The organism is Kitasatospora sp. NBC_01302, from assembly GCF_035976515.1.
Classification (GTDB): Bacteria; Actinomycetota; Actinomycetes; order Streptomycetales; family Streptomycetaceae; genus Kitasatospora.
This window is the reverse complement of record NZ_CP108404.1, coordinates 6,977,149-6,989,746: the sequence shown is the minus strand read 5'-3', so window position 1 is coordinate 6,989,746 and position 12,598 is coordinate 6,977,149. Positions and strand designations below refer to the sequence as shown.

General features: G+C 71.1%; 13 protein-coding genes. 6 read left to right on the top strand and 7 right to left on the bottom strand.

Going from position 1 to position 12,598, the window contains the following annotated elements; translation table 11 throughout:
• Window positions 1-7 precede the first annotated feature (7 nt).
• The 3 genes from OG294_RS30705 to OG294_RS30695 all read left to right on the top strand — a co-directional run bounded on the left by OG294_RS30705 (window position 8) and on the right by OG294_RS30695 (window position 2,647).
• On the top strand, window positions 8-370 hold the full coding sequence (locus tag OG294_RS30705) for a thioredoxin family protein (protein WP_327069802.1): 363 nt from the start codon (window positions 8-10) through the stop codon (window positions 368-370).
• A gap of 407 nt (window positions 371-777) precedes the next feature.
• On the top strand, window positions 778-1,809 hold the full coding sequence (locus OG294_RS30700) for an isopenicillin N synthase family dioxygenase (RefSeq protein ID WP_327069801.1): 1,032 nt from the start codon (window positions 778-780) through the stop codon (window positions 1,807-1,809).
• Between the two features lie 121 nt (window positions 1,810-1,930).
• The gene (locus OG294_RS30695) at window positions 1,931-2,647 is read left to right on the top strand and encodes a MerR family transcriptional regulator (RefSeq protein ID WP_327069800.1); all 717 of its coding nucleotides are present in this window, start codon (window positions 1,931-1,933) and stop codon (window positions 2,645-2,647) included.
• 43 nt (window positions 2,648-2,690) lie between these two features.
• Here the strand turns inward: OG294_RS30695 and OG294_RS30690 are convergent, their stop codons facing one another.
• Window positions 2,691-2,984: a hypothetical protein gene (locus OG294_RS30690; protein ID WP_327069799.1), complete on the bottom strand. Its 294-nt coding sequence runs from the start codon at window positions 2,982-2,984 to the stop codon at window positions 2,691-2,693.
• A gap of 396 nt (window positions 2,985-3,380) precedes the next feature.
• Here OG294_RS30690 and OG294_RS30685 point away from each other — a divergent pair, with 396 nt between their 5' ends.
• Window positions 3,381-5,456, top strand: coding sequence for a serine/threonine-protein kinase (locus OG294_RS30685; protein ID WP_327069798.1), 2,076 nt, complete (start codon window positions 3,381-3,383; stop codon window positions 5,454-5,456).
• 40 nt (window positions 5,457-5,496) lie between these two features.
• Here the strand turns inward: OG294_RS30685 and OG294_RS30680 are convergent, their stop codons facing one another.
• Window positions 5,497-6,783, bottom strand: coding sequence for an NAD(P)/FAD-dependent oxidoreductase (locus tag OG294_RS30680; RefSeq protein ID WP_327069797.1), 1,287 nt, complete (start codon window positions 6,781-6,783; stop codon window positions 5,497-5,499).
• Window positions 6,784-7,187: 404 nt separating this feature from the next.
• Window positions 7,188-8,111: an AraC family transcriptional regulator gene (locus OG294_RS30675; RefSeq protein WP_327071730.1), complete on the bottom strand. Its 924-nt coding sequence runs from the start codon at window positions 8,109-8,111 to the stop codon at window positions 7,188-7,190.
• 334 nt (window positions 8,112-8,445) lie between these two features.
• Between OG294_RS30675 and OG294_RS30670 the strand changes: the two genes are divergently transcribed.
• Complete coding sequence (locus OG294_RS30670; RefSeq protein WP_327069796.1) at window positions 8,446-8,862, top strand: nuclear transport factor 2 family protein; 417 nt, start codon at window positions 8,446-8,448, stop codon at window positions 8,860-8,862.
• 76 nt (window positions 8,863-8,938) lie between these two features.
• On the opposite strand, the gene OG294_RS30665 is transcribed toward OG294_RS30670, so the two are convergent.
• Window positions 8,939-9,904, bottom strand: a complete 966-nt coding sequence (locus OG294_RS30665; RefSeq protein WP_327069795.1) for a hypothetical protein — start codon at window positions 9,902-9,904, stop codon at window positions 8,939-8,941.
• 187 nt (window positions 9,905-10,091) lie between these two features.
• On the opposite strand from OG294_RS30665, the gene OG294_RS30660 reads away from it, so the two are divergent.
• Window positions 10,092-11,189 carry an RICIN domain-containing protein gene (locus OG294_RS30660; protein ID WP_327069794.1) on the top strand — a complete coding sequence of 366 codons (1,098 nt, stop codon included), beginning with the start codon at window positions 10,092-10,094 and terminating at the stop codon, window positions 11,187-11,189.
• A 9-nt stretch (window positions 11,190-11,198) separates the two neighbouring features.
• On the opposite strand, the gene OG294_RS30655 is transcribed toward OG294_RS30660, so the two are convergent.
• From OG294_RS30655 to OG294_RS30645, 3 genes are read right to left on the bottom strand one after another with little or no spacing between them, the layout of a single operon-like run.
• Window positions 11,199-11,390, bottom strand: coding sequence for a hypothetical protein (locus tag OG294_RS30655; RefSeq protein ID WP_327069793.1), 192 nt, complete (start codon window positions 11,388-11,390; stop codon window positions 11,199-11,201).
• Between the two features lie 53 nt (window positions 11,391-11,443).
• Entirely contained in the window at window positions 11,444-11,635 is a 192-nt protein-coding gene (locus OG294_RS30650) for a hypothetical protein (protein WP_327069792.1), read from the bottom strand.
• An 8-nt stretch (window positions 11,636-11,643) separates the two neighbouring features.
• A complete protein-coding gene (locus tag OG294_RS30645) occupies window positions 11,644-12,495 on the bottom strand; it encodes a helix-turn-helix domain-containing protein (protein ID WP_327069791.1) in 852 nt (283 codons plus the stop codon).
• Window positions 12,496-12,598 lie beyond the last annotated feature (103 nt).

Sequence of the window (12,598 nt, the reverse complement as noted above, 5' to 3'; positions counted from 1 at the left end):
CGCCAGCATGACTACCGTGGAACTCACCAAGGACAACTTCGACGAGGTCGTCACCGCGGACTCCTTCGTCCTGATCGACTTCTGGGCGTCCTGGTGCGGTCCCTGCCGCAGCTTCGCCCCGGTCTACGACAAGGCCGCCGAGAGCCACCCCGACCTGGTCTTCGGCAAGGTGGACACCGAGGCGCAGGCGGAGCTGGCCGCCGCGTTCGACATCACCTCGATCCCCACGCTGGCGATCATCCGGGAGAACGTGATGATCTTCGCCCAGCCCGGCGCGCTGCCCCCGGCCGCGCTGGAGGACGTGATCCAGCAGGCCAAGAAGCTGGACATGGCCGAGGTGCACGCGAAGATCGCCGCCGAGCAGTCCTGAGGCGCGGCGGCCCGGTGCCGGCGGTGGACCGCCGGCACCGGGTGCGGGCTGTCCGGTACCGGGTGCGGGCTGTCCGGCCACCCCGACCGGAATACTTCGGCCACTCACTTTGGCCGGTCTGACTATCGACGGGCTTTGGCATGCGCGCGCATAATCGCCTGTCATGCAGGTCACACCCCGCCCACCACCCTGAGGCATCTACCCTGGTGGACGTGCTTATTCTCGTCAGGCGTCGCCACGTGGACCTGCTCCGCGTCACGAGCATGTCCTGTCGCGGCCACCGCTGACCCCGTTCTCCCACACTTCCAGGACCCCGGCACCCGGGTCGCGGCGCCATCATCCGCCGCCTCCCCGGTCCACCCGGCCACCGCCGGGACCGTCGGGCCGAACCAGCGGATGTCACCCTCATGTCGCAGCAGCACATAGCCACCCCCACCGCCGCCACCCCCGCCACCGCTCTCCCGGTGATCGACCTCTCGGCCGCCTCGGGCACCCCGGAGCAGCGGGCCGCGCTGCACGCGGACCTCCTCCACGCGGCCACCGAGGTCGGCTTCTTCCATCTGATCGGCCACGGCGTCACCGAGCAGGAGACCACCGAGCTGACCGACGCCATGCACGCCTTCTTCGCCCTCCCCGAGGCGCAGCGGCTGGCGATCAGCAACCTCAACTCCCCGCACTTCCGCGGCTACACCCGGATCGGCGACGAGCGCACCGGCGGTCGCAGCGACTGGCGCGACCAGCTCGACATCGGCAACGAGCTGCCCGTGCACCGCCCCGGTCCCGGCGAGCCGGACTACTGGTGGCTGGAGGGCCCCAACCAGTGGCCGGAGGGCCTGCCCGCGCTGCGCACCGCCACGCTCGGCTGGATCGACCGGCTGAGCGGGGTCGCGCGGCTGCTGCTGCACGAGCTGCTGACCGCGATGGGCGCCAAGGCCGAGTTCTACGACCCCGCCTTCGCCGACCGGCCGCACCTGCGCCTCAAGCTGGTCCGCTACCCCGGCAGCGCCCCCGACGGCACCGGGCAGGGTGTCGGCGCGCACAAGGACTACGGCTTCCTCACCCTGCTGCTGACCGACGGCGTCGCCGGGCTCCAGGTCGAGATGCCCGACGGCGAGTTCCTGGACGTGCCGCCGATGCCGGGCGCCTTCGTGGTCAACCTCGGCGAGCTGCTGGAGGTGGCCACCGACGGCTTCCTGAAGGCCACCAACCACCGGGTGGTCAGCCCGCCCGGCGGTCGCGAGCGCTACTCGGTGCCGTTCTTCTACAACCCGCGCCTGGACGCCCACATCGAGCCGCTCGACTTCCCGCACGCGCACCACGCCCCCGGTGCCTCGGCGGACCCGGACAACCCGCTCTACGCCGAGTTCGGCCGCAACGAGCTGAAGGGCTACCTCCGCGCCCACCCCGAGGTCGCCCGCCGCCACCACCCGACGCTCTGAGCCCCGCTCCTCGAACGGGCGCCGCCCACTGCCCTTCCGGGCAGGGCCGGCGCCCGTTCGCCGTTTCCCGGCGCTGCCGCACTGCTAGTGTCACAGCAGGACTGTCGAACCGGGAGCCCCGATGCCTGCCACTGTGCCCCTTCGTCTGACCGTGGACGAACTCGCCGCGCGGGCCGGGGTCACGGTGCGGACGGTGCGTTTCTACAGCGGGCGGGGGCTGCTGCCGCCGCCCGAACTCGGGCCGCGGCGGGTCGGGTTCTACGGGGCCGGGCACCTGGACCGGCTGGAGCTGATCGAGGAGTTGCAGCGGCAGGGGCTGACGCTCGCCGCGATCGAGCGCTACCTGGCCCAACTCCCGCCGGACATCGGCTCGCTGGACCTGGCGATCCACCGGGCCCTGGTGGCCGCGTGGACGCCGGAGAGCACCGAGGAGGCCGAGGTCGGGCAGCTCTGCCGCCGGGTGGGGCGGGAGTTGACCGAGGACGACCTGGACCGCCTGGTGGCGATGGGGGCGCTGCAACGCACCGAGCGGGTCGGGGTGTTCCGGGTCGAGCCCGGGCTGCTGCCACTGGGGGCGCGGCTGTTGGACCTGCCGATACCGCTGGAGACCATCGTGGCGACCCGGGCGGTGGTCCGCCTGCACAGCCAGGCCACCGCACGGGAGTTGCACCGCCTGTTCCGGGAGACGGTGTGGAAGCCGTTCCGGGAGAGCGAGCCGGCCGAGGCCGAGGTCGAGCGGATGCGCGAGCTGACCGGGCAGATCGAGCCGATGCTGACCCAGGCCCTGGTGACGGCCTTCCACCGTTCGCTGGCCGAGCAGTTGGCCGAGGGCCGCTGACCGCGACCCCCCGGCCCGCCCGCGAACTGGGCGGTTTCTGGTGTCAGTTCACGTAGAGGTCGGCCTCGCCCATGATCCCGGAGCCGGTGAACGGCGGGTTGAACGGCGTCCAGGTGCAGTAGAACGACGTCCACTGGTGGTTGGCGACACCCTGGTTGCCGAAGTAGGTGCACTGGTCCTGGTAGTAGTACGTGGCGTGCAGGGTGTAGCCGGGCGGGGTGACCGCCGGGGCGGCGGTCACCGCGGAGGCGGCGGTGGCGGTACCGGCGGTCGCGAGGCCGGCGCCGACGGCCAGGGCGAGGGCGGCCGCGGTGCGGATGCGTCGGGTCATGGTCATGCCGTGGAGCCTTTCGTGGGGGGAGAGAAAGGAACGGAACGGGAGCCCGGACCCGCCGAAGCGGGGGCAGCACGAGGCTATTGAACTGGTCTGGACCAGTCAATGGTTTCCGTTCATCTCAGCTCACGGTAGCCCGGCTCGCGCCACTCCCCTGACGTCACCTCAAAAAGCCCCCAGGAGACAGTCCCCCTTCGGTTGAGCCCGGTGCGCGGTCCCAGCCGTAGAGGCTACGGGACCACCTTCCGGTGGCAGGAGCCCAGTCCTGCCACCGGAGGGTGCCCCTGACTCGGTACCACCGCGGCCTGCCGGGAGTCGACCTGTTCGCGGTCGGCACCAACGGCTCGCTGGAGGAGCTGACCTGGGCCTGACGCAAGTGAGCCGCGGTAGGCTGCCGGGATGTCTGCTGGGATGTCCGTCGACGGCCGCTACCGGCTGGAACAGCGGCTCGGGCAAGGCGGGATGGGCGAGGTCTGGCGGGCCCACGACCCCGCACTCGACCGCCCGGTCGCGATCAAGTTCCTCTCCCGGCAGGTGGCCGTCGACGGCGAACTCCTGGAGCGGTTCCGCCGCGAGGCGAGGGTCACCGCGCGGTTCCAGCACCCCGGCATCACCCAGGTCTTCGAGACCGGCTCCCACAACGGGCAGCTCTACCTGGTGATGGAACTGCTCGACGGGCGCGACCTGGGCGCACTGCTCAAGGAGCAGGCGTCCCCGATGCCCGTCGAGCAGGCGGTGGACCTGGCCGCCCAGGTCGCCGACGCGCTGGCGTACGCGCACCGGAAGGACATCGTCCACCGGGACATCAAGCCCGCCAACCTCATGCTGGTCGAGGGCGGCCGGGTCAAGGTCTGCGACTTCGGAATCGCGGGGTACATCCGGGCCGACTCCGACCTCACCCGGACCGGCCGACTCATCGGAACCCCCGCCTACATGGCCCCGGAACAGTGCGAGGGGCGGCGGGTCGACGGACGGGCGGACCTCTACGCGCTGGGCTGCGTGCTCTTCGCGCTGCTCACCGGGCAGCCGCCGTTCAGCTCGCTCGGGAGCTACCCGGCGGTGCTGGTGGCCCACCTGCGGACGCCGCCACCGCTGTTGTCCGAGCGCCGGACGAGGGTGCCGGACGCGCTCCAGCGGATCGTCTCGGCGCTGCTCGCCAAGGATCCGGCGGCCCGGCCCGGGGACGCGGGGGCGGTGGCGGAGCAGCTCAGGCGGGTGGGGCGGCCGGGCGCGGGGGGTGCCGTCCTCGCGGCTCTCCCGGACCTCGCGGCTCCCCAGGTTGTCCCTGCTCCCCGGCCGATACCGCCCGCCGTCGGCGAACCGGGCCGGCCGTCGGCCCCGGCCGGCTCGGGGATCGAGCTGGAGGTGTGCCAGAACGAGTACCTGCCGCCGGAGGCCGTGACGGCCGACGCCATCGTGACGGTGCGCGGGACGGACGCGGACCCGCCGGACCCGGCGGCCGCCGCGCCGCGCTCGCTCGTCCTGCTGCTCGGGCTCTCGACCGGACTGCCGGAGGCCGACTTCCGGGCCGTCAGGCGCGCTGTCGCCGAGGCGATCGACGCCTTGGACGAGGGCGTCGCCTTCGCGGTGGTGGCCGGCTCGCAGTACGCGCGGATGCTGTACCCGGACAGCATGCGGCTGGTCCCGGCGACCGCGGCGACGAAGGCCGAGGCGCGGGCCGCGCTGGAGCGGTTGGAGCCGATGGCGGCGGCGGCCTTCGGGCGTTGGCTGCGGCTCGCCGACCGGCTGTTCGCCGCCCACGCCGACACGGTGCGCACGGCGATCCTGCTGACGGACGTGGACGCGGCGGCGGAGCGGCCGCAGGAGCTGGCCGCGGCCCTCACCGCCACGGCGGGGCGCTTCGCCTGCCACGCGCGCGGGATCGGCACCGCCTGGTCGGTGGCGCAACTCCGGTCGGTCACCGGCGCGCTGAGCGGGACGCTGGGCATCGTGGCCGAACCGGCGGCGCCGACGGACCTCCTCGCCCACGAGCTGGCGTCGATCATCGACAGCACCCGGCACGCCTTCGCGCGCAACCTCGCGCTGCGGATCAGGATGCCGGCGACCGTTCGGCTGCGGTTCCTCAAGCAGGTCGCACCGCTCCTGGAGGACCTGACCGCGCGCGGCGAGCCGGTCGGCCCGGGGACGTTCGAGTACCCGATCGACGTCCCGGGCAACGGGTCGAGCGACTACCACCTGTCCCTGGCAGTGCCGCCGGGTCGCGTCGGCGACACGATGCGGGCGGCCGAGCTGAGGGTCGTCCTGCTGCCCCCGGCGGGCGACGGGCAGACGCTCGCCCGGCAGGCGGTGCTGGTGACGCGGACGGACGATGCGTGGGCGGAGACCGGCCGGCCGGCCCGCTCCGCAGGACAGGAGGTCCGGCACACGGGACAGGAGGACCTGGCCCGCGCGATCCAGGAGGCTCTCGCGGCCCGGCGCGACGGTGGTGAGTCCCAGGCACCGCCGCGCCACTGACCTCGAACGGGCGCGGTGTCCCCCGCCGTGCGGCAGCCGGTCATGACCCCGCGTGCGACAGGTGCTCGGGCGGCACGACCGTCCCGCCGCGGTGCCTGAGGTTGACGGCCGAAGCCCGGGCCAGTGCCACGGGGTTCAGGAAGCGCAGCGGACCGATCAGGCGCGAGGCGAACAGGTACGTGTGCCGCGCCATCGCCTCGTCGCGCGCCGCCGCCGAGAACATCAACCGCTCCATCGGGTTGAACGGACGTGCCGTGGCGAAGTCGGCGGCCAGGTACTGGTGGCCGCGCAACCGGCGCCAGTGCTTGCGTGCGTAGGCCGCGAGCGCCCGGTCGAGGTCGCCCTGCCCGGTCGCGGCCGGGGCGAGGGCCGCTGCCAGCCAGTGCGCGGACTGCAGGGCCCACCCGCACCCCACACCCCACAGGGGGTCGGCGGTCAGGGCGGCATCGCCGATGAGCGCGACGCCCGGTGCGGTCGGCCTGCGGCTGTGCAGCGGGTAGTTGACCGTGCCGATGAGCTTCGAGATGCGCTCGGCGGCGTCGATGGGCGGCGCCTCGGGCAGGGCACGGACGAATGCGGAGAAGCTGCCCTCCAGGTCCTTCCGGAAGGCCGGCAGCCGCTTCTTGTCCGGCAGCACCGCGACGACCGTCACCCCGTCGTCGTTGGGGAACGCGTACGCCATGTCGGGCTCCAGGAACCAGACATGACCGATTCCGCCGGGCAGCGGGAGATCGCGGTACTGGGCGAGATACCCGAACCGCGCGTTCTCGTGCAGCCGGACAGGAACCCCGGCGTACTTCGCCACGGCCGAGTCCTTGCCATCGGCCCCGACCACCAGGCGGGCCCGGATCTCGCGCTCGCCCTGCGGTGTCGAGACGCGCACCCCCGAGGAGCGCCCGGCCTCCCGGAGCAGCCCGGTCACCTGGTGACCGAGGAGCAGATCGACGCCGGGAGTGTCCCCCGCGCGGGACCTGATCAACGGGTCGAGGGTGCTGCGCCGGACGTTGTAGGCGTACGGCAGCTCGGGGCCGCCCGGCGCCGCCCTGGGCTCTATCCATCCCCAACGGGTGTACAGGCGGGACTGGTTGCGGACGGCTCCGGCCTCCTCGAGAGCGGGTATGAGGCCGATCTCGTCCAGCACCGGGTAGGCGTTGGCCGTGATGGAGTGGGTGCAGAGCACCTTGTACGCATCGGGGTCCGAGCGGCGTTCCAGCAGCGCGACGCGGACACCGCGTCGAGCGAGCAGGATCGCCGCGGCGCTGCCGGCGAGGCTGGCCCCGCTGATGACGACGTCGTAGTCGTATCCCGCACTCTCAGGCTTGGTCATGTGCTGATCGCTCCCTTCGGGGTGGTGCCGTTCATGGGAGTGGTGCCATGCCAGTGCTGTCAGGAACATGAGCAGTTGTCAAGACTTCCGGCGCTCCCCAGGACCGCACGGCGGGCGGGCCCTCGGGCGCCGCACCGCACCGTGGCGGGATCCGCTATCCGTTCCCGCGGCGGATCTGCGGACGTTTTCGGATAGCGCGGCCGCCACGCGGCTGGTGATGCTTGGCGAGGCCCGCGTTCCGTACGGCGGGCGCCGTTCTCAGCACCAGTACCCGGGAAAACAGCCACATGCCCAGCACACGGAAGCCCTCCGGTCCCGCCCGCGCCCTCGCCCCACTCCTCGCCCCAGCCACCGGCGTGGGCACTCCCGGGTCCGCCAACTAGTCCGGGACCAGCGGCAGACGGTCACGCCGAGCGGCGGAGCGTCTGGGACGGCGCGACTCCGTAGCAGTGGCGATAGGTCTGCGCGAACCGGCCCAGGTGGGTGAAGCCCCAGCGGAGCGCGACGTCCGTCACCGTTCCGGTGCCGCGTCCGTCGGCGATCGCCTGCAGGTCGCGGTGGGCCAGATCGAGGCGGACCCGGCGCAGATGGGCGAGCGGGGTGGTCTGCAGGTGGGTGCGGAAGCCCGCGCGCAGGCTCTGCGGGCTGACCCGGGCGGCCCGTGCCATGTCGGCCACCGAGATCGGCTCGTGGGCGTGCTCGGCGCAGTAGGCCGTGGCGCGGCGCAGCGCGCTCGGCAGGATGCCGGCGCCGCGGTCGGACAGCGCATCGGCGAGCGAGTGCGGCTGGGCGTCCAGCAGGCCGTGGACCAGCAGCTGCTCGTAGTGGCCCTGGCCGAGCGGCGACCGGTCGAGCAGACCGGCCCCGGCCCAGTCCGCGAATCCGGCCAGGCCGCGCAGCCAGGCGCCGGTGGCGCCGTCACCGGCGAGCACCGACTCGAACCGGGGCGGGCCTGAGGGCACTTCACCGAGGCGGGCGGCCAGCGCCTGCTCGATCGCCTCCCGGCGGATGATCACCACCCGGGCCAGCGTGTCCGCACTCCAGGCCATCGACAGCCGCTGCCCGGGGCCGGCCATGCTCAGGGTCGAGCGGAGCTGCCTGCCGTCGATCGCGACCGAGCCGCTGCCGGCGAGCGGGACCTGAACGTAGAAGTCGGGCAGCTCGCCCGGCTCGATCGCGACCGACGCGCCGTAGCCGATCTCGTACATGGACACCGTGCCCTGGCGCAGGCAGCGGAAGCTGGCTTGAAGACCAAGCGAATTGACCGAACGATCGTTCAGAATTCTCAGCCTGTGTGTGGTGAAATGCCGGCTCACCGCCGCTTGCATCCCCGAGGCGTCCTCACCCGCGAACACCACGCCGGGCGCCCCGGCCGGTGGAGCCGCACTGGTGCCGACCAGCCCTGTCCCCACGCTCACTCCTCTGACCTGTGCTGATGACGACGACGGACGCTGCAGCCTAGCTGTCGCGTGGCACGCTGACCATCAGGATCGAGTCATGAGCCGTACCTCCGGCTCGAGTCGCCGACCGACGGCCGTCAGCAGGCGGCAGCGATCTGCCGGTGCCGTGACAGTGCGGGCTGCGACCTTGGGAGTGGTCAGCGCGCCCTGAACGCGCAAAGGCCGTCCACAACCGCCAGTGAGAACGAGGGGGAATCGAGCAATGGACCAGTCGCTCGTGGAGCGCATGCGGGAGTACCTGAACGCCGGCCTCGCCATGGACCTGGAGGCACTCGACGCCACCTACGACCCGGACTTCGAGAACATCAGGGTCGACGAGGCCGGTCAGGTGGTGACCCTGACGAAGGCCCACTTCATGGCACGCTTCCGAGCCCTGCGGGACCAGGGCCTGAGGATCGGCGAATCGATCGACGACGTACGGTTTCTGGCCACCACCGTCTACGACGACCACGGATCGATCATCATGCACAGGCACCAGGACGGCGTCCCGGGGCTCTACAACTTCGTCTGGCGCCGGAAGGACGGACGCTGGGCCACGCTCCTGCGCGAGTTCACCGTCGACAAGGACCTGACCGACCTGGTCAGGACGACGGAGAGCGCGAACCGCCTCGCCGGATGACCCGGTGCCTCCTCCGGTGGACGCGTGCCGCATCATCGGGGACGTCCGCGGGAGGAGGATCGGTTGTCCGCACCGATCAGAGCCAGCCGCGCCTGGCCGCCTGGACGCCGGCCTGGAAGCGGGTGGTGGCGCCCAGCCCGGCCAGCAGCGCGGAGACCCGGCGCACGACGGTGCGGCGGCCCAGTCCCAGCCGTCTGGCGATGGCGTCGTCGGTCGCGCCACCGGCCATCAGGGTCAGGATCTGCCGGTCCCGGGCGTCGATCCCGGGGCCGATGCCCGCCGTCGACATCGGAACGGCGAGCCGCCACAGGCCGTCGAAGACGTTGGCCAGGGCCCGGAAGAGGCTGGAGGGGCGGACCACGAGCGCGATCACACCATGGTGGTCGTCGGCGTCGAGCGTCACGACGGCCGACTCGCGGTCACCGATGGCGAGCTTCATCGGCGGATCGTCCAAGGTCCGGGCCTGCTCACCGGCCTCGATCATGCGCGCCAGATTGGGGCCGGCGATCGGGTCGTCGAACGCGGTCCCGTGGTAGATGACCCGGTAGACGACCCCGGCGGCCATCCGCTCGCGCTGCAGCGCCTCCTGGTCGGGGTAGTAGTCGGGCGTCCCGGAGTACGGCGGCATGTCGATGACCCGCACCTCGTGACGGGCGGACCGCTGGAGCTGCCGCACGGCCGCCAGGACGCGGCCGGCGCCCTCGACGACCTCCAGCGCACCGTAGTGGCCCGCATCCCTGCGGGCGAAGCGGTAGAGCCGCTCCAGCTCCGCACCGGCCCGCCGCAGCTCGGCCCGGCGTACGGCGTCGCGTTCGAGCATCGCCCCGACCACCTGCGCGGGCGGCAGGGCGTCCCAGGCCCGGGACTCCGGGTCGAGCGTCACCACGGCGTCATCGGCCGCGAGTTGCTCCAGCGCCGCCCGGACGACGGCCTCGCTCAGGCCCGCCCGCGCCGCCAACTCGCCCGCCGACGCGCGCGGCAGGCCGACGAGCGAGCGGTAGACCCGCCCGCTGTCGGAGTCGGGATCCAGCACCGTATCCACGCCGCCCCCACTTTGCCGTGTCCATGCCGAGAGTCTCGCCAACGGAAGCGTACCGCGCGCATGGCGCACATGGGCCGATGGCCCGTATGCGCCACCCGTCCGCTCTGGCACTCGGCGCTTCGGCACTGAGAGTGTCGTCATCCGAACACCCAGTGCCGAGCGGAAGAGCAGAGAGGAAGCGACACCTGTGACGTCAAACCCGGCCCCGAGCCACTCGGTGCCCCACCTGCGAGCGATAGCGGCGATCCTGATCACCTGTTGCATCGCCCTGGGGATCACGGCATCCCCGTTCTCGGCGGCCAAGGCCCACGCGGACACCGGCTGCGCCGCGCAGCTCCAGTGCCTGACGTTCACGTCCCTCAGCAACGGACGCCACCTCGACGTGCAGAACGGGACGATGGGCGCCGGCGCCTACATCGTCACCAACTCGGCGCCCGGCTACCACCAGTCCTGGCACCTGAACGTCAACCCGACGGACTCGTCCTTCAGCATCGTGAACAACGACACGGGCAACTGCATCGACCTCGCCATCCTGGTGCCGGCGCTGCGGCAGCAGGCCTGCCAGGGCCAGGCCAGCCAGAACTGGTACTTCCAGCCGGTGCCCGGGGCCACCGACGCGTTCATGATCCGCCACCAGGGCGACAACACCTGCCTCGACCTGATGCTCGGCGCCCAGTACGACGACGCCTGGACCGACCAGTACACCTGCAACGGCACGGCGAACCAGGAGTGGTCCACGGGTGCGCCCGCGGCGGCGATGAACCTGGCGGTCGACCACGGCGCCAAGCAGTGCCAGCAGGATCCGTCCAGCTGCACCTGGACCGAGAAGAGCGAGGCGGCGGCGGCTCCGCTGCCGAAGCAGTGCGTCTCGTCGGTCTGGTTCAACAACACGAGCAGCACGGTCGCACAGGTCTTCGGCGTCCAGCAGATGAGCGGCTGGTCCAACACCATCGGGGCCGACATGGGAACGCAGTTCACCGCGGGGACCCCGAACAGCGTGGGCGTGCTCCAGGGCATGATCAAGTCTGACCTGACCACCAGTCACGTATGGAACGGCTCCACCACGGTCAACAACAGCGTCACGGTGACCGTGCCGCAGCAGCAGTACGGCTGGGTGACCCTGTCGGAGCTGGCGAAGAAGGTGACCGGCACCTGGACCTTCGACGCCCGCGGCATCCCGTGGACGGCCGACGACACCATCACCGTGCCGCTCGCGGACGACCCGAGCGGCGGCGCCACGCTCTACGTCGCGAACACCAGCCCGACGTTTACTTCGTGCTCGTGACCTGCTGAGCTAGAGGAGATGGTCGGCCTTGCCCGCCTTGATGTCGAGGATGAAGGCGCGCAGGGCGGCGAGGGAGTCGGTGATGGGGTGATCCTCCTGGCCGGCCACGGCGATGTAGGCGTTGCCGGCGGAGTCGGTGCCAAGACGGAAGCAGTTGCTGCAGTCCTGGCAGAACGGGTCTTCCCAGGTGATCTCAGGCATCGGGTCTCCGATCGATGGCGTGTGGGGCAGCGCGGACGCGCTGCCCCTTCGCGCTACAGGAGATGGTCGGCCTTGCCCGCCTTGATGTCCAGGATGAGCGTTCGGAGAGCCGAGACCGAGTCGGTGATGGGGTGATCCTCCTGGCCGGCCACGGCGATGTAGCCATTGCCGGACGCGTCGACGCCAAGGCGGAAGCAGTTGTTGCCCTCACCGCAGAACGGCTCTTCCCAAGTAATGTCAGACATGGTTTCCCCTAAAGGTTCTGAGCAATTTCGTGTATGAAATCCCGTGACCGCTCGGCCGGCAGGGCCGCCAGAGCCATCCACTCCAGGTGTGCACGGTACTTGGCAAGTTGGGCTTCAGCATCCATGAACTCCGGCCCGTGCGCCGAATCCAACTGCACAGTGTCCAGCCGGGGCACAGAGCCCTCCGCGTAGAGCAGGGCATGGCCCGCTCCGGGGAACGAGCCGCACTCGACCGGCAGGACACGGAGACTGACATTCTCCCGCTCCGATTCGCTGCACAGATGCTCAAGCTGGGACTTCATCACCTGGCGCCCGCCGAACTGCATCCGCAGCGCAGACTCGTGCACATATCCCACATACGAGAGCGGATCCGGTCGCCGAAGGACACGCTGGCGCGCCATACGGAGCTCCACTCGCAACTCGACCTCCAGTCGCGACAGCGGCGGTAGCACTGAAGCGAAGATAGCCCGAGCATAGTGCTCGGTGTGCAGGAGACCTGGCACATGAACGGTCTGCACCGTCTGCAAGCGCACCGCATGCCATTCGAGCTCGGCGATGTCGAGCATGCCTGACGGCAACGTGCCCCGATACTCCTCCCACCACCCTCGGTCATGATGGTCCGCCAGCCCGACGAGCGCCTCGACATAGGCAGGGTCAGCGCAGGCGTAGTTGCTGGCCAACGTCCGCACGCGCTCAGGACTGATCACCCTGACGCCTGACTCCATGTTGGAGATCTTCGTGCGATCCAGGCCGAGTAGACCCGCCGCGTACTCAGTGCTCACGCCCGCAGCGATGCGGAGCTTTCGCAGCTCGGCGCCGAGACGCTTCTGACGCTCAGTAGGAACAGGTCGAGTCGGCATGCGGTCCTCTCAGGCTGAGTTGAGGCCAGTGTGCCCCGCTCTGCCATCTGGATCCAACTCGTTCGTGGCAATTACTGGCGATCCAGTGGCACTTTGCCACTCG

What these genes read in the sequence shown, in the direction of transcription:
- OG294_RS30670 (WP_327069796.1), top strand. Translation starts at nt 8,446, where the DNA reads ATGGACCAGTCGCTCGTGGAGCGCATGCGGGAGTACCTGAACGCCGGC.
- OG294_RS30675 (WP_327071730.1), bottom strand. Translation starts at nt 8,111, where the DNA reads ATGCAAGCGGCGGTGAGCCGGCATTTCACCACACACAGGCTGAGAATT.
- OG294_RS30680 (WP_327069797.1), bottom strand. Translation starts at nt 6,783, where the DNA reads ATGACCAAGCCTGAGAGTGCGGGATACGACTACGACGTCGTCATCAGC.
- OG294_RS30690 (WP_327069799.1), bottom strand. Translation starts at nt 2,984, where the DNA reads ATGACCATGACCCGACGCATCCGCACCGCGGCCGCCCTCGCCCTGGCC.
- OG294_RS30700 (WP_327069801.1), top strand. Translation starts at nt 778, where the DNA reads ATGTCGCAGCAGCACATAGCCACCCCCACCGCCGCCACCCCCGCCACC.
- OG294_RS30695 (WP_327069800.1), top strand. Translation starts at nt 1,931, where the DNA reads ATGCCTGCCACTGTGCCCCTTCGTCTGACCGTGGACGAACTCGCCGCG.
- OG294_RS30650 (WP_327069792.1), bottom strand. Translation starts at nt 11,635, where the DNA reads ATGTCTGACATTACTTGGGAAGAGCCGTTCTGCGGTGAGGGCAACAAC.
- OG294_RS30645 (WP_327069791.1), bottom strand. Translation starts at nt 12,495, where the DNA reads ATGCCGACTCGACCTGTTCCTACTGAGCGTCAGAAGCGTCTCGGCGCC.
- OG294_RS30705 (WP_327069802.1), top strand. Translation starts at nt 8, where the DNA reads ATGACTACCGTGGAACTCACCAAGGACAACTTCGACGAGGTCGTCACC.
- OG294_RS30685 (WP_327069798.1), top strand. Translation starts at nt 3,381, where the DNA reads ATGTCTGCTGGGATGTCCGTCGACGGCCGCTACCGGCTGGAACAGCGG.
- OG294_RS30655 (WP_327069793.1), bottom strand. Translation starts at nt 11,390, where the DNA reads ATGCCTGAGATCACCTGGGAAGACCCGTTCTGCCAGGACTGCAGCAAC.